Annotated in this window: 23 protein-coding genes; 18 read left to right on the forward strand and 5 right to left on the reverse strand. The window is 69.7% G+C overall.

Annotated features, from left to right (window positions below; genetic code table 11):
• The first annotated feature begins 70 nt into the window (after positions 1-70).
• From K1J60_RS23680 to K1J60_RS23695, 4 genes are all read left to right on the forward strand, one after another.
• The gene (locus K1J60_RS23680; RefSeq protein WP_220647934.1) at positions 71-805 is read left to right on the forward strand and encodes an LmeA family phospholipid-binding protein; all 735 of its coding nucleotides are present in this window, start codon (positions 71-73) and stop codon (positions 803-805) included.
• Positions 806-1,235: 430 nt separating this feature from the next.
• Entirely contained in the window at positions 1,236-2,075 is an 840-nt protein-coding gene (locus tag K1J60_RS23685) for a sulfurtransferase (protein ID WP_033526016.1), read from the forward strand.
• Between the two features lie 76 nt (positions 2,076-2,151).
• Complete coding sequence (locus K1J60_RS23690) at positions 2,152-2,439, forward strand: DUF1416 domain-containing protein (RefSeq protein WP_019755963.1); 288 nt, start codon at positions 2,152-2,154, stop codon at positions 2,437-2,439.
• Positions 2,440-2,524: 85 nt separating this feature from the next.
• Positions 2,525-2,785, forward strand: coding sequence for a DUF3099 domain-containing protein (locus K1J60_RS23695; protein ID WP_086800084.1), 261 nt, complete (start codon positions 2,525-2,527; stop codon positions 2,783-2,785).
• A gap of 59 nt (positions 2,786-2,844) precedes the next feature.
• Here the strand turns inward: K1J60_RS23695 and K1J60_RS23700 are convergent, their stop codons facing one another.
• Positions 2,845-3,207, reverse strand: coding sequence for a DsrE family protein (locus tag K1J60_RS23700; protein WP_184892353.1), 363 nt, complete (start codon positions 3,205-3,207; stop codon positions 2,845-2,847).
• 316 nt (positions 3,208-3,523) lie between these two features.
• Here K1J60_RS23700 and K1J60_RS23705 point away from each other — a divergent pair, with 316 nt between their 5' ends.
• From K1J60_RS23705 to ygfZ, 6 genes are all read left to right on the forward strand, one after another.
• Entirely contained in the window at positions 3,524-4,276 is a 753-nt protein-coding gene (locus tag K1J60_RS23705; RefSeq protein ID WP_220647935.1) for a hypothetical protein, read from the forward strand.
• On the forward strand, positions 4,273-5,214 hold the full coding sequence (locus tag K1J60_RS23710; protein WP_259407879.1) for a flagellar basal body-associated FliL family protein: 942 nt from the start codon (positions 4,273-4,275) through the stop codon (positions 5,212-5,214). The genes K1J60_RS23705 and K1J60_RS23710 overlap by 4 nt, the downstream gene beginning before the upstream one ends.
• Entirely contained in the window at positions 5,211-6,158 is a 948-nt protein-coding gene (locus tag K1J60_RS23715) for a hypothetical protein (protein ID WP_259407880.1), read from the forward strand. The genes K1J60_RS23710 and K1J60_RS23715 overlap by 4 nt, the downstream gene beginning before the upstream one ends.
• A gap of 267 nt (positions 6,159-6,425) precedes the next feature.
• The gene (locus K1J60_RS23720) at positions 6,426-7,001 is read left to right on the forward strand and encodes an FABP family protein (RefSeq protein WP_220647936.1); all 576 of its coding nucleotides are present in this window, start codon (positions 6,426-6,428) and stop codon (positions 6,999-7,001) included.
• Positions 7,002-7,016: 15 nt separating this feature from the next.
• Positions 7,017-7,454: a Fur family transcriptional regulator gene (locus K1J60_RS23725; RefSeq protein ID WP_220647937.1), complete on the forward strand. Its 438-nt coding sequence runs from the start codon at positions 7,017-7,019 to the stop codon at positions 7,452-7,454.
• Between the two features lie 10 nt (positions 7,455-7,464).
• A complete protein-coding gene (gene ygfZ / locus K1J60_RS23730; protein WP_220647938.1) occupies positions 7,465-8,430 on the forward strand; it encodes a CAF17-like 4Fe-4S cluster assembly/insertion protein YgfZ in 966 nt (321 codons plus the stop codon).
• 26 nt (positions 8,431-8,456) lie between these two features.
• Here ygfZ and dtd read toward each other — a convergent pair whose 3' ends face one another.
• Positions 8,457-8,882: a D-aminoacyl-tRNA deacylase gene (gene dtd / locus K1J60_RS23735; RefSeq protein ID WP_033526071.1), complete on the reverse strand. Its 426-nt coding sequence runs from the start codon at positions 8,880-8,882 to the stop codon at positions 8,457-8,459.
• Positions 8,883-9,098: 216 nt separating this feature from the next.
• On the opposite strand from dtd, the gene K1J60_RS23740 reads away from it, so the two are divergent.
• The 3 genes from K1J60_RS23740 (at position 9,099) to K1J60_RS23750 (ending at position 12,498) form a co-directional block, all read left to right on the forward strand.
• The gene (locus tag K1J60_RS23740) at positions 9,099-9,740 is read left to right on the forward strand and encodes an RsiG family protein (RefSeq protein WP_033526010.1); all 642 of its coding nucleotides are present in this window, start codon (positions 9,099-9,101) and stop codon (positions 9,738-9,740) included.
• 223 nt (positions 9,741-9,963) lie between these two features.
• Positions 9,964-11,229 carry a GNAT family N-acetyltransferase gene (locus K1J60_RS23745; RefSeq protein WP_220647939.1) on the forward strand — a complete coding sequence of 422 codons (1,266 nt, stop codon included), beginning with the start codon at positions 9,964-9,966 and terminating at the stop codon, positions 11,227-11,229.
• A 348-nt stretch (positions 11,230-11,577) separates the two neighbouring features.
• Positions 11,578-12,498 carry a winged helix-turn-helix domain-containing protein gene (locus K1J60_RS23750; protein ID WP_220647940.1) on the forward strand — a complete coding sequence of 307 codons (921 nt, stop codon included), beginning with the start codon at positions 11,578-11,580 and terminating at the stop codon, positions 12,496-12,498.
• A 25-nt stretch (positions 12,499-12,523) separates the two neighbouring features.
• Here K1J60_RS23750 and K1J60_RS23755 read toward each other — a convergent pair whose 3' ends face one another.
• Positions 12,524-12,715, reverse strand: a complete 192-nt coding sequence (locus tag K1J60_RS23755) for a hypothetical protein (RefSeq protein WP_033526007.1) — start codon at positions 12,713-12,715, stop codon at positions 12,524-12,526.
• A 260-nt stretch (positions 12,716-12,975) separates the two neighbouring features.
• On the opposite strand from K1J60_RS23755, the gene K1J60_RS23760 reads away from it, so the two are divergent.
• Together K1J60_RS23760 and K1J60_RS23765 are read left to right on the forward strand one after the other, a co-directional pair.
• Entirely contained in the window at positions 12,976-13,839 is an 864-nt protein-coding gene (locus K1J60_RS23760; RefSeq protein WP_259407882.1) for a GntR family transcriptional regulator, read from the forward strand.
• Between the two features lie 38 nt (positions 13,840-13,877).
• Positions 13,878-14,597 (forward strand): HAD family hydrolase, encoded by a 720-nt coding sequence (locus K1J60_RS23765; protein ID WP_259407883.1) that lies wholly within the window; start codon positions 13,878-13,880, stop codon positions 14,595-14,597.
• Here K1J60_RS23765 and K1J60_RS23770 read toward each other — a convergent pair.
• A complete protein-coding gene (locus K1J60_RS23770) occupies positions 14,588-14,770 on the reverse strand; it encodes a hypothetical protein (RefSeq protein ID WP_220647943.1) in 183 nt (60 codons plus the stop codon). The two genes, K1J60_RS23765 and K1J60_RS23770, sit on opposite strands and share 10 nt — an antisense overlap.
• A gap of 168 nt (positions 14,771-14,938) precedes the next feature.
• Between K1J60_RS23770 and K1J60_RS23775 the strand changes: the two genes are divergently transcribed.
• Positions 14,939-15,802 carry a winged helix-turn-helix domain-containing protein gene (locus K1J60_RS23775; RefSeq protein WP_220647944.1) on the forward strand — a complete coding sequence of 288 codons (864 nt, stop codon included), beginning with the start codon at positions 14,939-14,941 and terminating at the stop codon, positions 15,800-15,802.
• 58 nt (positions 15,803-15,860) lie between these two features.
• Here the strand turns inward: K1J60_RS23775 and K1J60_RS23780 are convergent, their stop codons facing one another.
• Complete coding sequence (locus tag K1J60_RS23780) at positions 15,861-16,625, reverse strand: HAD family hydrolase (protein ID WP_220647945.1); 765 nt, start codon at positions 16,623-16,625, stop codon at positions 15,861-15,863.
• A 229-nt stretch (positions 16,626-16,854) separates the two neighbouring features.
• On the opposite strand from K1J60_RS23780, the gene K1J60_RS23785 reads away from it, so the two are divergent.
• Positions 16,855-17,964 carry a phosphotransferase family protein gene (locus K1J60_RS23785; protein ID WP_220647946.1) on the forward strand — a complete coding sequence of 370 codons (1,110 nt, stop codon included), beginning with the start codon at positions 16,855-16,857 and terminating at the stop codon, positions 17,962-17,964.
• Positions 17,965-18,032: 68 nt separating this feature from the next.
• Positions 18,033-18,656, forward strand: coding sequence for a TetR family transcriptional regulator (locus K1J60_RS23790; protein WP_220647947.1), 624 nt, complete (start codon positions 18,033-18,035; stop codon positions 18,654-18,656).
• The last annotated feature ends 60 nt before the right edge of the window (positions 18,657-18,716 follow it).

Genomic DNA, 18,716 nt, shown 5'->3' on the forward strand with positions numbered 1-18,716 from the left:
ACGCCCGCCCGATTACCCTCGCGTAGACACCGTTCGGCCGCCGAGTGGACTACGTGGGGAACACCGAGAGATGCGCGCACTGCGAATACTTGTCATCGTCGCCGTGATCCTGGGCGGCCTCTTCGTGGTCGCGGACCGCGTGGCCGTCGGTTTCGCCGAGGACGAGGCGGCCCGGCAGCTGAAGGCGAGCGAGGGCCTGACGAGCACCCCGGACGTGTCCATCAAGGGGTTCCCGTTCCTCACCCAGGTCGCGGGCGGCGAACTGGACGACGTCGAGGTCGGCATCGAGAACTTCGAGGCGAGCACCGGCAAGCCCGACGAGAGCATCCGCATCGCCGACCTGAAGGCGACCATGCGCGGCGTCACGTTCTCCAGCGACTACAGCTCCGCCACGGCCACCAGCGCCACCGGCACCGCGACCATCGCGTACGACGAGCTCCTCAAGGCCGCCAAGTCGGAGCCCACCGATGTGGGTCTCGGCTTCACCGCCCGCGTCGTCGGCCTCTCCGACGGCGGCAAGGGCAAGATCAAGGTCAACGTCGAGATCGACCCGCCGGCCCTCGACCCCCAGACCGTCTCCGTCCTCAGCACCGTCAGCGTCAAGGGCGACAAGGTCGAGGTGCAGGCCGACTCGCTGCCCAGCCTGGGCGGCGCCGACGTCGCCGAGAACGCCGTCCGTTCGATCACCGACTTCCAGCAGGCCATCGACGACCTCCCCGGCGGCATCAAGCTCGACAAGGTCGAGGCGGCGCCGGGTGGTGTGGAGATCACGGTAAAGGGTTCGAACGTCAGGCTGGCGGGGTAGGACGACGGTCGGCTTCTCCCTCGGCCGTACTGCCGCTCGGCGGTGTCCGAAAGGCGAGACGACGCCGTCCGTACCGTAGATGTGACGACGGCTACAACGGCCCGTCCGCCCCGCCACCACAGCCTCCGCAGCCACTTCGTCCCACATTCCGGACGATCGCGTCTCACCATACGACATGCCGGTGACACGCCCGCCCGTCCGTCCCTACGATCGACACTCATGAAGCGACAGGCGGATCTCACGAAGCGGCGGGCAGTAGACCTGTGCCGCGTCGCCGCCATGCTCTGTCGCCCCTTCTGAGCGGCGGCTTTCCGCTGTCGCGTTTCCCCGATGCCGCCCTGTCCAGCCAGGGCCCACCCCTGCGTGCCCCGGCCGAAGCGCCGGAGGCAACCCGCACGCCCCGCCGCAACTGCCCCGGAGGAGAAACAGCATGAGCCGCAGCGACGTCCTGGTAGACGCCGACTGGGTCGAGGCCAACCTCGACGACCCGAACATCGCCATCGTCGAGGTCGACGAGGACACGACCGCGTACGAGAAGAACCACATCAAGAACGCGATCCGGATCGACTGGACCAAGGACCTCCAGGACCCGGTCCGCCGTGACTTCGTCGACCAGGAGGGCTTCGAGAAGCTCCTGTCGGAGAAGGGCATCGGCAACGACACCCTGGTCGTCCTCTACGGCGGCAACAACAACTGGTTCGCGTCCTACGCCTACTGGTACTTCAAGCTGTACGGCCACGAGAACGTCAAGCTGCTCGACGGTGGCCGCAAGAAGTGGGAGCTGGACGCCCGCGAGCTGGTCGACGAGGTGCCGGTGCGCCCCGCGACCGAGTACAAGGCCAAGCCGCAGAACACCGCGATCCGTGCCTTCCGTGACGACGTCGTCGCCGCGATCGGCTCGCAGAACCTGGTCGACGTGCGCTCGCCCGACGAGTTCTCCGGCAAGCTGCTCGCCCCGGCCCACCTGCCGCAGGAGCAGTCGCAGCGTCCGGGCCACGTCCCGTCCGCCCGCAACATCCCGTGGTCGAAGAACGCCAACGACGACGGCACCTTCAAGTCGGACGAGGAGCTCAAGGAGCTCTACGCCGAGGAGCAGGTGGACCTCGCGAAGGACACCATCGCCTACTGCCGCATCGGTGAGCGCTCCGCGCTGACCTGGTTCGTCCTGCACGAGCTGCTCGGTGTCGAGAACGTCAAGAACTACGACGGCTCCTGGACCGAGTACGGCAGCCTCGTCGGCGTCCCGATCGAGCTCGGCGCCAACAAGTAAGCACCCAGCGGTACCCGCACACCCCCGTTCGTCCCGACCGGCCTTCCTTCCGGTCAGACCCCTGATGGAGAAAGACATGTGTGGAGCGAAGGCCGGCGGCCCCGACGCCTCGACGATCAAGCCCGGTGAGACCACGATCCAGGGTCAGGTGACCCGCGACGGCGAGCCGGTGACGGGCTACGTCCGTCTGCTGGACTCGACCGGCGAGTTCACGGCGGAGGTCCCGACCTCCGCGACGGGCCAGTTCCGCTTCTACGCGGCCGAGGGCACCTGGACCGTCCGCGCGCTCGTCCCCGGCGGCACCGCCGACCGGACCGTCGTCGCCGAGAAGGGCGGCCTGGCGGAGGTCGCGATCGCCGTCTGAGACGGGCTCGTCGAACAGTCGAACAGCTGAGGGCCGCACTCCACGGAGTGCGGCCCTCAGCCGTGCGCGGACCTACGCTGGAGGTATGTACGCCCGCAGGCGCCACCTGTACTTCGCCATGATGGGCACGTGCCTGGCCCTCTTCGTCCTGGCCTGGGGCGTCGTACGCCTCTGGTCGGTCCCGGTCGCGGTCGGCATGTGCGTGGTCGCCATGGTCATCCCGCCGCTCGCCGCCGTCGTCGCCAACCGGCGCGGCCCCGACGACCGCTGGTGGGACGACCCCTCCGGCGACCCGAAGTCCGACGAGTGGTGGGACGAGCTGGACGGCAAGAGACGCCGATCGTGATCCGGGACGCCCGGACGCCCGGTGGCGGCGGACCTGGGGCCCGCGCCGGACGAGTGCCCTCAGTAGACGAGCGCCTGGGTGTCGTCCGCCATGGCCTCCTGCACGAACACCTGGGCGCCGGCGATCCGTACGCCCTCGATGACGTCCTTCTCGGTGATGTCCCGGCGGGCCGCGCACTGGGTGCACAGGGTGATCCGGCCGCCCGCGAGCAGCGAGTCGATCAGATCGGGCAGCGGGGCGGCGTGCGGCAGCTCGAACTCGGCGGCGCGGCCGGGCAGCGCGAACCACGCGGACTCGCCCGTCAGCCAGAGGGACACCTCGACACCGCTGGCGACGGCCACCGCCGCCACCGTGAACGCCTGAGAGCACCGCTCAGGGGCATCGGCCCCCGCCGTCACCTTGATCACGAGCTTCTTCGCCATGCCCGCATGCTAGTGCCGCGACCGGCGACGTTCTCCCCGTCGGACGCCCGGCACGCCCGCTCGCCGCACCGGCCGAAAGCCCAAGTACGTCCCGTACGAGGCCTTCCGGCCGGCTCGCCGACACGCTCCCCCACGCTCGGCTGCGCTCGCGCGGGCGGTGTCCCCACGACGCCGCTCCTTCCTCCACGGAGGTTCATCAGAAGGGCCCTAGTCCGAATCGTGATCATCCTCGGTGCAACCCCGTGTGCGGTCCATGGGTCTCCTGTGCGCGGATAAGGAGTCCGCGCTTCACGTTCTGCGGGGGAGTGCCTTGGAAGTGCCGGAAAGACCCGAAGGGGAGTTCTCGGAGCCCGTCGCCCGCGCGCGGCGCCGGGGGCGCGGCGTCCTGTTCGTCGCCGCGGCGGCGGTGCTGGGGGTGATCGCCGGAACCTGTGCCGGATACCTCGTCCAGACCGACCGGGAGCCCACCGCACTGCCCCCGCTCTCGCAGCCGGTGATGGACCGGGCCGAGGGCGAGGGACCCGAGCCGCTCTCCGCCGCCCAGGACCGCAAGGTGAAGACGGACGGCGATCTGCGCCGGCTTCTGCTGAAGAAGCCGGCGGGCGCCAAGAAGGCCGAGTGGCTGGAGAGCGCCGACGGCTGGATGACCATGGCCGCCTACTCCGACGCCTTCACCGATCCGAACGAGAAGTTCGGTGCCCTCGTCAACGACGAGTTCCGCCGGGCAGCCGTCGTCGGCTGGGAAGTCGGCAACTCGTACCAGGTGGAGATCAGGCTGGTCCAGTTCCGGCAGCACAACAGCATGGCCGCCGGCGACTCCAGCAACAACCACCAGACCTGGGCGGAGGAGGAGCCGGACACCGACAGCTGGGGCATCCCTGGCACGGGGGACGGGATGGCGTACGTCCACACCCGGCCGGACACCGAGCCCGGATACGAGCCGCTGTACAGCGCCGAGGCGCACGCCTGGCGCGGGGACGTCGCGATGGAGATCTGGGTCTACGGCGCCAAGGTGATCCCCAAGAAGATGATCATGGGTCTGGCCGAGCGACAGATGGAGCGTTTGTGAGCGCGGACGAGACGCCGGGGCAGCAGACGCCGCGGCAGGAGGCGACCGGGCAGCCGCCGGGTCAGGAGACGCAGGGTCCGGAGATGGCGGGTCCGGAGATGGCGGGTCCGGAGATGGAGGGTCCGGAGATGGAGGGTCCGGAGACGGCCGCGCCGGGTACCGGACGGCCCGCGCCGCGTCGGCGAATCGCGGTGGTCGCCGGGGCCGCGCTGCTCGTGGGGGCCCTGATCGCCGGGGTGGGGTTCACGGTCGTGACCGTACGGGGCGCGGACCGCGACGCGGGCGCTCCGAACTGGAAGTTCCCCGAGGACGAGGGTGAGGGCGAGAGCGAGGCGCGGGCCCGGGCGGAGAAGGCGACGGCACAGCCGGGTCTCGCGGGGCTGCTGGTGCCGTACGGCACCGACACCTGGGTCCAGGGGCCGGATCTCGCGGAGTTCGGCTCCGACGCGGAGTTCAGCGGCGCCCAGGCCACGGCCCTGCGCAAGAAGTCCCTGAGCGGTCTGCCCCGGGCCCAGCGCAAGCGGCTGGAGAGGCAGATCGACCGGCAGCGCATCAAGGGCATGGCGATGCGCAGCTACTTCAGCACGGATTCGTTCGGCTACCGGACCGATGAGGGCATCTCCTCGGTCAGCATCACACTCGCCCGCATGGAGAACAGGAGCGCCTTGCGCGGCAGTTCGACGTTCCAGAACGAGTTCCTCGCCTCGCTGGACGTCTTCCGCGACGGCCCGCGGATCAAGGGCCACGACAACGCGAGGTGCTTCCTCACCCCGAAGGGCAGCGACAAGACCCTGGACGGGATGTTCTGCTCCGCCTACGCGGGCGACGTCCTCGTCACCCTCACCGCGAGCGCGGCGAAGCCCCTCGACAAGCGGGGCGCGGCAGAACTTCTGCGCACCCAGCTCGACCGTGTCGCCGAACAGGGGGTGTCCGTATGAGCGAGCAGTCACGCACCACGGAAGAAGCCGTGCCGGAGACACCGGAGACACCGGAGACGTACGACGCCTCGGCTTCGGCGGCGGACACCGTGGAGCCGCCGGCCACGGAGCCCCCTGCCACCGGGCCGGCACAGCCCCCGGTTCCCGAGCCGTCGCAGGTCCTTCCCCCGCACCCGCCCCGCCGTGAACGTCGGGTCCTGCGTGCCCTCCTCCGGTGGACCGCCGCCGTCGCCGTCTTCGCCTCGGTGGTGACGGCCACGGCGTACGGGATCGCCACGGCGCAGCGCACGGACGTACCCGGTCTGGCCACGGAGTCGGACGGGCGCTGGGTCTTCCCCCGGCTCGTCAGGCCGCCGCTGCCGTCCGGAAGCCCGGAGCCCTTCGCCGAGGACAACCCGGCCGGAGCCCATCACGCCGATCTGCGCGCCCTCGTCCTGCCCGCGCCCGAGGGGGCGAAGGAGGACAGAGCGCTGCGTGGCTCGGACGGCTGGCTGCCGGTGAAGGAGTATCTGGCGGAGTTCGAGGCGGAGGACCGCGAGGAGTTGGGGCAGAAACTCGTCGACACCGGCCTGCGGCACATCGCCGCCCGGGGCTGGACCACCCCGGACGGCACCCGGACGCGGGTCTACCTGCTCCGGTTCAACACGACGAACGTCGTGGACGCCGAGCTGGCGAGCCACGCCCTGGCCCACGTCAGCCCGACCTACCGGGTACGCGGTGCGGGCGAGGTCGAGTACGACGAGGACTTCCCGGAGGCGGCCTTCGTGCCGGGGATCGGCCGGACCGCCTATGCCGAGGCGAAGCCGTACGGTGCCGAGCAGGTCCGCCAGGCCTATGTCTCGGCGGGGGACGTGTACGCGGTGATCCTGCAGTCCCGAGAGGCGGGGGCTCCGGCGGTCCCCTTCTGGCAGACCGTGGTCCTGCAGAGCCAGCTGCTCGGCTGACGCCCCCCGGGGAGGCAAGGGCCGACCTCACGCCGGCCCCCGGACCCCGGCCGCGTAAGCTGGGGTCCGGCCCTGTGTGCGTACCGCACGTCTCCCGCTCAATCGAGGAGCACCTCGTGATCATCTTCTTCGAGACCCTGCTGGTCCTGGTCGCCGTCGGCGTTCTCGCCTTCACCGGCCTGGCCGTGAAGAAGCTGTACCAGGGCCAGCGCTGACCCGCGTCCGACCGACGCCCAGGACCTCCAGGACTCCCAGGAACCGCCACTCATGATCGAGATCCCGTCCGACCTCCACAAGGACCTCGTCCCCCTCGCCTTCCTGCTCGGCGACTGGGCCGGCGCGGGCGTCCACGACTTCCCCGGCTCCGAGAAGTGCAACTTCGGCCAGGAGGTCACCTTCACCCACGACGGCCGGGACTTCCTGGAGTACCGCTCCCGCACCTGGGTGCTGGACACGGACGGCAACAAGGTGCGGCCGCTGGAGACCGAGTCCGGGTTCTGGCGGGTGGACGCCGACCGCAAGGTCGAGATCGTCATGACCCGTGACGACGGTGTCGTCGAGGTCTGGTACGGCGAGCTGGCCAAGCAGAAGCCGCAGATCGACCTGGTCACGGACGCGGTCGCGCGTACGGCGGCCTCCGGTCCCTACAGCGGCGGCAAGCGGCTGTACGGCTATGTGCACAGCGACCTGATGTGGGTCGGTGAGAAGTCCACCCCCGACGTCGAGCTGCGCCCCTACATGTCCGCGCACCTGAAGAAGGTCGTCACCGCCGAGGACGTCGAACGCTGGGCCAAGGCCCTCCCGGACGACATGCCGGACGACGGCATCGCGTTCTTCAAGTAGTCCTAGACTCGTGGTGTGGTGAGCACCGACTGGAAGAGCGACCTCAGGCAGCGCGGCTACCGGCTGACGCCGCAGCGGCAACTCGTGCTCGAAGCCGTGGACGCCCTGGAGCACGCGACCCCCGACGACATCCTCGTGGAAGTGAGGAAGACGGCGTCGGGGGTCAACATCTCCACGGTCTACCGGACCCTGGAGCTCCTGGAGGAGCTCGGGCTGGTCAGCCACGCCCATCTGGGGCACGGGGCACCGACGTACCACCTGGCCGACCGGCACCACCACATCCATCTGGTCTGCCGCGACTGCGACAACGTCATCGAGGCCGATGTCTCGGTGGCGACGGACTTCACGGCGAAACTGCGCGAGACCTTCGGGTTCGACACCGACATGAAGCACTTCGCGATCTTCGGCCGGTGCGAGAACTGCACCCTCAAGGCTTCAAGTACCAAGTCGTAGGCTTAGGCATATGAAAAGCCCTCTGCTGTCCCTGTCCGGCGCCGTCCCCGCCGAGGGCGTGGACGAAGGCGTCGCCGCCCACTACGGCGACCTGTTCCGTGAACAGCGCGCCCTCGCCGACGGCACCGGATTCGTCGACCTCTCCCACCGGGGCGTGATCACCGTCTCCGGGGAGGACCGGCTCAGCTGGCTGCACCTGCTGCTCACCCAGCACGTCAGCGAGCTTCCCACCGGCGAGGCCACCGAGGCGCTGATCCTCTCCGCCAACGGTCACATCGAGCACGCGCTGTACCTGGTCGACGACGGCACCACCGTCTGGGCGCACGTAGAGCCCGGCACCCAGGAGGCGCTGCTCGCGTACCTGGAGTCGATGAAGTTCTTCTACCGGGTCGAAGTGGCCGACCGGACGGGCGACTTCGCCGTCGTCCACCTCCCGGCCGGTTCGATCGCCGAGGTCCCGGAGGGCACGGTCGTCCGCGAGACGCCGTACGGCCGTGATCTGTTCCTCCCGCGCGCGGACCTGGAGTCGTACGCGGAGAAGACGGGCCCCGCCGCCGGCCTGCTCGCCTACGAGGCGCTGCGGGTCGAGCAGCACCGGCCCCGTCTCGGCTTCGAGACCGACCACCGCACCATCCCGCACGAGCTGGGCTGGATCGGGACGGCGGTGCACCTCCAGAAGGGCTGCTACCGGGGTCAGGAGACCGTCGCCCGCGTCCAGAACCTCGGCAAGCCCCCGCGCCGGCTCGTCTTCCTGCACCTGGACGGCAGCGACGTACACCTCCCGCCGCGCGGCGCGGAGATCCGTCTGGCGGACGACGGTGCCGAGGGCCGCAAGCTGGGCTTCGTCACCACCTCCGCACGCCACCACGAACTGGGGCCGGTCGCCCTGGCCCTGGTCAAGCGCAACATCCCGGTGGACGCGAGGCTCCTGGCGGACACGACGGCGGCGGCCCAGGAAGTGGTGGTCGAGCCGTAGGCGTCCGCGCTCGGTTCCGGGGTGTCCTACATCTCCAGCAGCACGGTGAACGGCCCGTCGTTCGTCAGTGAGACCCGCATGGACGCCCCGAACCGCCCGGTCGCCACCGTCGCCCCCAGCGCCCGCAACTGTGCGACGACCTCGTCCACCAGGGGTTCGGCGACGTCACCGGGCGCCGCCGCGTTCCAGGTCGGCCGCCGGCCCTTGCGCGCGTCCCCGTACAGCGTGAACTGGCTGATCACCAGGAGCGGCGCGTCCACGTCGCTGCACGACCTCTCGTCGTGCAGCATCCGCACGGACCACAGTTTGCGCGCCAGCTGCGCCGCCTTCTCCTTGGTGTCGTCGTGCGTCACCCCCACGAGGACGCACAGCCCCTCGCCCTCGATCGCCCCGACCGTCTCACCGTCCACGACGACACTCGCGCCGTCGACCCTCTGCACCACCGCACGCATGCCGACCATCATGCCGCCGCCGTCCATCAGCCGTACGCCAGGGGGTCCTCCTTACGGGGGGTTTGTGATCACGGGGGTTTGAAGAGCGCTTTGCCCGGTCTTTCTCATTGATCCATTACCGACCATCTGGGGTGGATCGCGTGGACTCGGTCACAAAGCGGCCACGGAGAGTGGCACGATGCTCACACACACCGGTCGAGGGGACGGTTGAGGCGCATGAGCACATCGAGTATGGGGCAGCCCCCGGGGACTGCGACGTCTACCCGTACGACGCCGGGGCCCGGCCCCGGCGTCCGTCGGCCACCGGTCCAGCGCACGGACAGCGGACCACTGCCGCCGCCGGACCCGGCCGAGCACGAACTGTTCCGGCTGCGGCTGCCCGAACTGCGCACCCTGCGCAGGGACGCCCAGCGGGACGAGGCCGACCTCAGTTATCTGCGGCGGCTGCTTCAGGGCCGTATCGACATCCTGCGTGCCGAACTGGCCCGCAGGGGCGGTGCGGCGGACCCCGCGGCGCGGGGCTCGACAGAGCCCTCGGCGCTCGTCGACCGGCTCTCGGCGATCCTCACGGACGCCCCGGCCCGGCACCGTTCGTCGGCCCGCCACGTCACCGTGGGCACGCCGCACGGCGAGGAGCACCGCCGGCTGGCCGCCGAGATGCTGGACGAGGTCGCACTCTCCGACCTCGAAGCCCGCACCGACGACGAACTCACCGCGGGTCTCGCTCGACTCGTCCACCACGAGCAGCAGATCTCCGGCCGTCGCCAACACCTGCAACGCACCGCGGACGACTGCAGCGCCGAGATCGCCCGCCGCTACCGGGAGGGCGAGGCCCAGGTGGATGATCTGCTGACGTAGAGGGTTCGTTGTCGGCCGCGGCTGAGTGGGGCTTCTCGCGCAGTTCCCCGCGCCCCTGATGGCCTCCGGCCGTCTCAGGGGCGCGGGGAACTGCGCGACCAGCCCCCACCGGGCGGACGTGTGGGGGTCGAAGGGGCGCAGCCCCTTAAGGATGGGACGGGTAGGGGCGGCGGGGGCGAGGAAAACCGGAGACACACCACCGACGCCCCCCTAGCGTGACCCCATGAGCCCCTCCCCCGACATAGCCGTACGCCCCGTCACCGACGACGAGATCCCGGCCTGGCTGAACGCTCTGAACATCGGTTTCCTCCGAGCCCCGGAAACCCTGACCCCCCAGGAGCTCAAGGACCGCTCGTCCCACATAGACCCGTCCCGAACGCTCGCCGCGTTCGACCCCACCGCCCCCACCCCCCAGCCCGTGGCGACCTTCCGCTCCTTCCCCCAGGAACTCACCGCCGTGGGCGGCCGCACCGTCCCCGCCGACGCCATCTCGAACGTCACGGTCAGCCCCACCCACCGCCGCCGGGGCCTCCTCACCCGGATGATGGCCCACGACCTCACCGCCGCGAAGGACCGCGGCGACGTCGTCGCCACCCTGATCGCCGCCGAGTACCCCATCTACGGCCGCTACGGCTTCGGCCCCGCCACCTGGACCACCGAGTGGACCATCGACGTCCCCCGTACCGGCCTGGACCCCCGCTGGTCCGGCCCGGCGGACGGCGGCCGGGTCGACCTCGTCGACGGCGCGACCGTACGCGCCCTCGGCCCCGCCCTCCACGACCGTCTGCGCGCCGCCCAGCCCGGCGCGGTGAGCCGCAACGAGCGCTGGTGGCGTATCAACACCGGTGACCTGCGGGTCCACGGCAACTGGACCGAACCGTTCTACGCGGTGTACCGCTCGGCGACCGGCGAGGTCGAAGGCCTGGTCTCGTACGAGGCGGACGACACCTGGCGGATGAAGCAGCCGCAGAACACGGCCGACGTCAACTGGCTGATCGCGACGACCCCGGCCGCCGAGCGCGCCCTGTGGCACTACCTCTGCTCGATCGACTGGATCACCAAGGTCAAGTGTGGCTGGCGCGCCCCCGACGACCTTCTGCCGCACTTCTTCCCCGACCCGCGCGCCGTGGGCGTCACCACCCACGCGGACTGGCTGTGGGTACGGATCCTGGACGTCGTACGGGCACTGGAGGCGCGTACGTACGCGGGGACCGGGACGTTGGTGCTGGAGGTCGTGGACAGGGACGGCTTCGCGGGCGGGCGGTACCGGCTGGACGCGGGACCGGACGGGGCGAGTTGTGTGCCGACGAGCGAGGACGGCGACCTCGTCCTGGAAGCCGCGGACCTGGCGACGCTCTGGCTGGGCGACGAGTCGGCCGTACGGCTCGCGGCGCTCGGCCGGGTGCGGGAACAGCGGAAGGGCGCCGCCTCCGTGGCCGACGCCCTGCTGCGGACGTCCAGGCGTCCATGGTGCCCGGACATCTTCTGAGGCCTGTGGGGCCTCTGGGGACCTTTCTCGGTGTGTGCGGGTATCCGTAGCTGTTCACTTACTCGGTGCTGAGCTGTTCAGTTGTGGTTGTGGCTGCGCATTCAGTTGTGGCTGAACCATTCAGTTGTGGCGGTGCGAACCGGTCGAACTCCCGGCTCCCCTCCGGAAGGGAGGTCGATCGGTCGGTCTGTGCGAGGGTCGGTGGCAGTTGCCAGAGTCACCAACCATCCAAAAGTTTAACCATGTTGCGAAAGTTGGCGACCAACTTCACCTTACTTATCTCCGCTTGGAGTCGGCTCATAACCACCTTCCCACGAACTGCCCAAAGATGGCGAGAAGTTGTAGTGTTTGTGCGTGGAGCGGGAACGCACGGCCGTCGATGGGCGGAAGTCGTCACAGCGGCCCCAGAGGTCACACCACGAGGTGGCCGACGTGTTGCGCGGCCGGATCAGGTCCGGCGAGCTGCGACCGGGACAGCGCATGCCCACACAGGCGAAGCTGGCGGACGAGTTCGGCGTCGAACGCGGAGCCGTGCGGCAGGCCTTGCGCATCCTGCAGTCGGAGCACCTGCTCACCAACGTTTCCAAGGGTAGTCCGGCGACTGTCGCCCCACGTGTGGGCGCGGCGGCCGTCGGTGGTCCGGGGGCCGCCCCACGGCCGACGATGGTGGAGCTTGCCCCTCGCATATCCGCCGCCTTCGCGGCGCCGCATGTGAAGATCGACGCTCTCTGCCTGACCTCCGTGTCCCTCACGCTCGCCGTGGGTGAGCCGTTGCGCGAGATTCACGCGGGGCGCATAAAACCGGCCAGGGTCGATGTCCGGGTGATGCTGCCCAGCCGCGACATCCCGCTCGCCTTCCCGGCCCCGGTCGACGCGTCGGTCGACGGCCGGCTGCAGCGCCGCTGGCTGGCCCAGCGCAACGCCCAGGGTCAGGTGCTCAAGCACAATCTGCTGGCCCTGCGGTCCACGCACGGTGTGGACGTCCGTGTCTCCTTCCGGGCCCTGCCCTTCACCCCGCCCGTGAAGCTGTACCTCCTCAACGGCCAGGAAGCGCTGTTCGCGTACTACACGGTGCAGCGGAAGGAGGCCGAAGTGGACAGTGAGCAGCTGGAGATGTACGACGCCGAGGGCACCCAGTCCACACTGTTCGCGTTCGAGCGGAGCGTGGGTGCCGCCGCGCCCCGGGACACGACCTTCGTCGAGCAGTCCCGCCTGTGGTTCGACGCGCTCTGGGAGACCATCAGCTCGGACCTGCTGCTCACGAGCTGACGGCCGCGAGCACCGGCTGACGGCATCACATCGCCGGTCCGGCGAACATCAGCGCGAGGATGACCGCGCCGATCGAGCTGCACGTGTGGTTGTTCGCCTTCAACCCGACGGTGAGGAACAGCAGGCCGACGATTCCCATGGTGCCGTAGCGCCATTCGACGAAGCGCTGGAGGGCGACGACGGCGAGGGCGGAGACGAGGGCGATGGCAGCGGGCATGGTGGTACCTCCTCCGAAGGGCTGGCGCGGGCGGGGCGGTGCGGGAAGATCAGTGGAGAACCGCGGAGAACCGCGGAGAGCGGTGGAGAGCGGTGGAGAGCGGTGGAGAGGGCCGGAGAACTTTGCCAACTTCGCCAAGTTGGCAACCAACTTAGTTTAAATGGTTCCCACTTGGTTCAAGTTTATAACCACCTTCCCGTGAACTCCCCAAAGATGGGTGAGAGTTGTAGCGTTTGGTCGTGACCCAGGAGAACGTTGCAGTGAACGGCAGCAGAAAGCTCTCGTCCCAGGAGATCGCCGCGACCTTGCGGGACCGCATCCGCGGCGGCGACCTCAGGCCCGGCGAGCGCCTGCCCACCCAGGCCGAACTGGCGGAGGAGTTCGGTGTGGAGCGCGGTACGGTCCGTCAGGCCCTGCGCGCCTTGCAGGACGACGGGCTGCTGAGCAACGTGAGCAAGGGGAGCCCGCCCCGGGTCGCCGAGGTCGGCCACTCCACGGGCCACGAGCCGCAGCCGACGATGGTGGGCCTCGGCCCCCGCCTGGCCGAGGCCTTCTCCGCGCCGCACGTCCGCGTCGACGCGGCCTGCCTCACCGCCGAGACCCTGATGCTGGCCCTCGGTGAACCGGTCCGCCGTATCCATGAGGGAACGATCCGCCCGGAGTCCATCGACGTCCGCATCCTGCTCCCTTCCCGGAAGATCAACCTGGCCTTCCCGGTGCCGGTGGAGGGGCGCGGCGAGGACGACGAGGAGGACCCCGTCCACAAGCGCTGGCTCGACCAGCGCAACGCCCAGGTCCGCGTCCTGCGCCACAACCTCCAGGCCCTGCGCACCTCGCACAAGCTCGACGTCCGCGTGACCTTCCGGGCCCTCCCCTTCACGCCGCCCGTCAAGCTCTACCTCCTCAACGGCCAGGAGGCGTTGATCGCCTACTACATGCTCATGAAGCGCGAGGAGCAGATGGCCGACGGCCCCCTGGAGATGTACGACGCCTTCGGCACCCAGTCCCTCCTCTTCTCCTTCGAGAAGGAGACCGGCCCCCGCGACGCCGCCTTCGTCGATCAGTCGCAGCAATGGTTCAACGCCCTCTGGGAAACCATCACGACGGACCTGACACTCTCCTAGTGACTCCTGACACGGCTGATACGGCGCAGACTGAACCGGTGACGGAAGAGACAGACTCCCTTCGAGAACTGATCACCCCTGTCCGCTTCGTGCTCTGGGACCTGGACGGGCCGATCTGTCGACTGTTCTCCGGGCATCCCGCGCACCAAGTGGCCCGAGATCTGGTCGCGTTGATCGACCGGCGCGGGCTGGGCGGTCTGCTGACGGAGCGGGAGCGGAGTACGGCCGACCCGCAGGTGGTTCTCCTGGGTCTGGGCCGGCGCCACCCGAGCAGCGACCTGATCACCGACGTGGAGAAGTGGCTCACCCAGCAGGAGCTGACCGCCGCGCCCAAGGCGTACCCCACCACCTGGGCCGACCCGCTCATCCGGACCTGGTCGCGGCGGGCCAGGTTCGCCATCACGACCAACAACTCGGCGCTCGCGGCGGCCCGTTACATCGCGACGCGCGGCCTCACCGACTGCTTCCCGTACATCTACGGCCGTACGCGCGACCTCGACCGTATGAAGCCGCACCCCCACACCCTGCGCCAGGCCCTCACCGCGATGGGCGCCGAACCGTCCCGGTCCCTGATGCTCGGCGACGCCCCCACCGATTTCGAGGCCGCCCGCGAGGCCGGCGTCGCTTTCCTGGGCTACGCGCGTAACGAACGCAAGCTCAAGGCCCTCCTCGAAGCGGGCGTTCCCCTCTCCCACACGGTGAACTCCCTGAAACCGGTCCTGGACGTCCTCCGCACGCACCTGCCGGATCAGGCCTGAACCATCAGGAGGACGAAGAGAAGGGCCGTCCACCAGGCCAGTCGCGCCTGACCGATCCGGAGGGCCACGGCCACGAGCATCAGCAGGAGGAGCCCGAGAGGGCCGAGGGTCCGCCCGACCAGATGGGCCGCGACGAATTGGACGGCCGCCACCACCACTTCCCAGAACACCATGTTCTCCACCCCGTTCTGCTGACTGCCCCCGGCAGTCAGTCCAATTGGTCGATGATTGACCTGTAATTGGTATTCCCGATTGGACTGATCCCTTAACTGGCAGACCAGTTGGGCTGCTCGCTGACCGAAACTGGTTTGCCCGATGGCGGGGAGCGGTACGGTCGGGAGGTGGGCGATACACGGACCGGCGCGGGTGGCGGCAGCAAGTTCGAGCATGCCCTGGAGCGGCTGCGGGCCGGGATGGAGGACGGCACGTATCCGGCGGGGGCGTCGCTCCCTCCGCAGCGGCAACTCGTCGACGAACTCCAAGTCTCCCGTGACACCCTCCGGAGGGTCCTGGCCAGGTTGAGCGAGGAAGGCCTGGTCGAGACCCGGCGGGGGAGCGGGACCCGCGTGCTGGGTGCCCAGCGGGCGCGGCCCCGGGGAGCGGGCAAGGTGACACCGCGCTCGTTCTTCGACTTCGCCTTCGAGCACGACGAAGTGCTTCTGGACATCCACACTCTGACGTCGGAGTCCTTGAGCACGCACATCCGACTGCAGGCCGAACGCGTACGCGACGGTGAGATCACACCCGAGCGCATCGTGCTGCGCATGCTTCTGCCCCGCGAGTCGATGCCCCTGCCATATCCGACAGCCATGGGGTCCCAGAAGGACACGCGGCCTCAGGAGCGCCTTCGGGGCATCACCCGGGTGCAGGAGTCATCGCTGCGCGAGGCGCTGGAGGATCTCCAGCGGGAGGGCCTGGTCCCGCATGTCGAGGTCGTGGTCCGGCACGCGCCGATCACCCCGACCTTCAAGGTGTATCTGCTCAACCGGACCGAAGCGCTGCACGGCTTCTACACGGTCGTCGTGCGCCCGATCGAGGTGGGCGGGGGCGAACAGGTCGACGCCCTCGACGTACTCGGCCTGGGCGCCACCCTCACCCACCACGTCAAGGACACCGATCCGGCGTCCCAGGGGACCGTCTTCGTCGATGCCGCGCAAGCCTGGTTCGACTCGGTCTGGAGCCTGCTCACGGACGAGGACGACTGACCCTGCTCACGGACGAGGGCGACTGACCCCGCTCATGGACGAGGGCGACCGACCCTGCTCATGGACGAGGGCGACCGACCGGTCGAGGCGCGCACGCCGCGATGAGTTCGGCGTGTGAGGTGACCACCGCGTGCGCGCCCGCGTGGCGCAGTCGGCGGTTCCGCTCGGGGTCCGGCGAGTAGCCCAGGAACCGTACGCCGGCGGCCACGGCCGCCCCGAGGTCGCTGGGCTGGTCGCCGATCAGCACGGCGGCATCCGGCCCGATGTGCCCGAGGCGCTCCAGGGCGAGCCGCACCGCACTCGGATCGGGCTTCATGCGGCGCGGTTCACGCGGGTCACGGCCGCAGACCGCCTCGAACTTCCGGGACATCCCGTGAAGTTCGAGGAACTTGCGTACAGGTCCTTCCGCGTTGTTCGTCACGATCGCCAGCCGCTTCCCGTGCCCGAGCAGGGTGTCCAGCAGCAGCGGAACCCCCGGTGCCGGTACCGCGGAACCCGCGGCCTCGTCCTCGTACCGCGTGACGATGTCGCTCGCCGTGCGCAGGACGGCGGGGTCGAGGGCGGTGTCCCTGCGTGACCGGTCCAGCATGTCCCCGAGGAGCTGAAGGACGCCGTGCGAGTCGTCGCACGCCTCCACGGCGGGGTCGAGCACATTCCACTTCTCCCGTGCCATGGCCTTGATCTCCAGGGCGACAGGCCGGGTCGACCGTCCGGCGAACAGGTCACAGACCGGGCCGTCGAAGTCGAGGAGGACGGCTCGGGCCCCGCCGAGCAGCCGCCGCGGTCGGAGCGGCTCGGTCGTCTCGTCGAGTGTGGGGTTCATGGCAGTCATCGTGATCAGTGTGGTGCAGCCGACCGCCTGCCTCAGGGCTGAGACACCTTCGGACAGTCGCGCGACGCGTGTCAGTACGGGGCCGGGCGCGTGAGCGTTCAACCGGTGGACCGCCACCTGCCAATGCCCGGCTTCTGGCACGATGCTCGCCCACGGAGGAGTACCGTGCCTCCACTTCCTGGATTTCACCACGGGTGCGACCACGGCGAGAGAACGGGCAATGCCAGCTGAATCGGATTCCACGGGGCGGCGCCGCGCCGGTGAGATGAGTGCCGACCCGGGTGGGGTGGAGGGACCGCTCAGCGGCTACCACCACGAGACCTACGTCTTCCGTCTGCCCGCCGAGTCCGCCGTCGGTGAGGGTGGACGCTGGAAGTGCCGTGAGCCGCGCGAGAGCCTGCTGTGGTTCGACCGACGCTGCTTCGACTCGGAGGAGCGCCTGCTCACCGAGCTCCAGGGGCGCATCGACAACATTCCCGACCTCATCGAGGTCGAGGGCACCGTCCTCCAGCGGTTCATCGAAGGACAGACACTCGGGGAGCTCCACGCGTCCGACACGACGGTGCCCGAGAAGGAGTTCGAGCAGATCCTCACCCTGTTCGGGCAACTGGTCGCCGTCCGCCCCCGGACCCTGCTGGTGAAGCGGAGGTGCGAGCGGCGGGACCGCGCGCGGGAGGGCGACAGCGCGGGCTTCCTCGACCGGCTGATCTGCTTCACCGAGGACCGGGTGTACGGGGACAACCTGCCGGAGTACGGCGACCTGTTCGCGGACCTGAACCTGGACTCCGACTCCTTCAAGCAGCTCAGGAAGCACGTGTCAGGCCTGCGCGAGCGCCCCTTCTGCCTCCTGCACGCCGACCTGCACCGAGAGAACCTCATCGTGGACCGCGACCGCCGCCTCTGGGCCATCGACTGGGAACTCGCGATGTTCGGCGACCCGCTCTACGACCTCGCCACCCACCTCTACCTGATGCGCTACCCGCCGGAACAGGAACGGCGGATGAGGGAACGCTGGTGGGCGCTCGTGGAGGGCGTCCGGCCGGGAAGCTCCCGGGGCTGGCAGGAGGACCTGCCGAAACTCCTCGACTACAAGAAGGCGCAGTCGGTGTTCACCGACGTCATCCGCACCTCACAGGCGCTGCGCCTGGCACCCGCGGCGGACCCCACGGCGTACCGGTCCCTGCTCCGCCGGGCGAGCCGGACAATCTGGGACGTGCTGAGCAAGGGCGCGTACCCCTTGGGTGTCGAGGAGGTCCCGGGGGTATCGGCGATCGAGGCCGCGCTGACCCGGTGGCTCCGGGCACGCGCGGGCGGTGCCCAGGGGTCCTAGGGCGTGTTTCGGAAGTCCCTTCTGCGGGCGACGAAGGGACTTCCGAAACACGCCCTAGGCTCGGCGCCATGAGTGAGAGCGGGAGCGGGCTGCGGGAGCGCAAGAAGCGGCGGATGTACGAGACGGTGTCGGACGTGGCGATCCGGCTGTTTCTGGAGAAGGGGTTCGACGCGGTGTCCGTGGCCGAGGTGGCCGCGGCGGCGGAGATCTCGAAGCCGACGCTCTTCCGGTACTTCCCGGCGAAGGAGGACCTCGTCCTGTACCGGATCGCCGATCACGAGGACGAGACGGCGCGGGTGGTCGCGGGGAGGGCCGAGGGTGAGTCGGTGGTCGGGGCCGTACGGGCGCACTTCCTGGCGGGGCTGGCCCGACGGGACCCGGTGACCGGGCTGAGCGACCATCCGCAGGTGCTCGCCTTCCACCGGCTGCTCTACGGGACGCCGTCGCTGGTCGCGCGGGCGTACGGCCATCTGGAGCGGGCCGAGGCCGCGCTGGCCGAGGTGCTCGGGGGCGGGCTCGACGCGCGGGTCGCCGCCGGGCAGATCGTGACCGTACGGCGGGTGCTCGCGGAGGAGAACCGGCGGCGGGTGGAGCGGGGGGATCCGCTGGAGGAGGTCGAGCGGGATGCCGTCGCCGCTGCCGAGCGGGTGTTCGGGCGGCTGGAGGGGGCCCTGCCGCTCGGGATGCGCTGAGGACGCTTCCGGCGCAGTGAGCAGCGGCCCGCCCGGGGTGCTCGCGAGAGTGCGTGATCC

The sequence above is a fragment of the Streptomyces akebiae genome (assembly GCF_019599145.1).
Classification (GTDB): Bacteria; Actinomycetota; Actinomycetes; order Streptomycetales; family Streptomycetaceae; genus Streptomyces; species Streptomyces akebiae.

What these genes read in the sequence shown, in the direction of transcription:
- dtd (WP_033526071.1), bottom strand. Translation starts at nt 8,882, where the DNA reads ATGCGTGCGGTGGTGCAGAGGGTCGACGGCGCGAGTGTCGTCGTGGAC.
- K1J60_RS23790 (WP_220647947.1), top strand. Translation starts at nt 18,033, where the DNA reads ATGAGTGAGAGCGGGAGCGGGCTGCGGGAGCGCAAGAAGCGGCGGATG.
- K1J60_RS23700 (WP_184892353.1), bottom strand. Translation starts at nt 3,207, where the DNA reads ATGGCGAAGAAGCTCGTGATCAAGGTGACGGCGGGGGCCGATGCCCCT.
- K1J60_RS23745 (WP_220647939.1), top strand. Translation starts at nt 9,964, where the DNA reads ATGAGCCCCTCCCCCGACATAGCCGTACGCCCCGTCACCGACGACGAG.
- K1J60_RS23715 (WP_259407880.1), top strand. Translation starts at nt 5,211, where the DNA reads ATGAGCGAGCAGTCACGCACCACGGAAGAAGCCGTGCCGGAGACACCG.
- K1J60_RS23680 (WP_220647934.1), top strand. Translation starts at nt 71, where the DNA reads ATGCGCGCACTGCGAATACTTGTCATCGTCGCCGTGATCCTGGGCGGC.
- K1J60_RS23755 (WP_033526007.1), bottom strand. Translation starts at nt 12,715, where the DNA reads ATGCCCGCTGCCATCGCCCTCGTCTCCGCCCTCGCCGTCGTCGCCCTC.
- K1J60_RS23785 (WP_220647946.1), top strand. Translation starts at nt 16,855, where the DNA reads ATGCCAGCTGAATCGGATTCCACGGGGCGGCGCCGCGCCGGTGAGATG.
- ygfZ (WP_220647938.1), top strand. Translation starts at nt 7,465, where the DNA reads ATGAAAAGCCCTCTGCTGTCCCTGTCCGGCGCCGTCCCCGCCGAGGGC.
- K1J60_RS23740 (WP_033526010.1), top strand. Translation starts at nt 9,099, where the DNA reads ATGAGCACATCGAGTATGGGGCAGCCCCCGGGGACTGCGACGTCTACC.
- K1J60_RS23780 (WP_220647945.1), bottom strand. Translation starts at nt 16,625, where the DNA reads ATGAACCCCACACTCGACGAGACGACCGAGCCGCTCCGACCGCGGCGG.
- K1J60_RS23685 (WP_033526016.1), top strand. Translation starts at nt 1,236, where the DNA reads ATGAGCCGCAGCGACGTCCTGGTAGACGCCGACTGGGTCGAGGCCAAC.
- K1J60_RS23720 (WP_220647936.1), top strand. Translation starts at nt 6,426, where the DNA reads ATGATCGAGATCCCGTCCGACCTCCACAAGGACCTCGTCCCCCTCGCC.
- K1J60_RS23695 (WP_086800084.1), top strand. Translation starts at nt 2,525, where the DNA reads ATGTACGCCCGCAGGCGCCACCTGTACTTCGCCATGATGGGCACGTGC.
- K1J60_RS23690 (WP_019755963.1), top strand. Translation starts at nt 2,152, where the DNA reads ATGTGTGGAGCGAAGGCCGGCGGCCCCGACGCCTCGACGATCAAGCCC.
- K1J60_RS23770 (WP_220647943.1), bottom strand. Translation starts at nt 14,770, where the DNA reads ATGGTGTTCTGGGAAGTGGTGGTGGCGGCCGTCCAATTCGTCGCGGCC.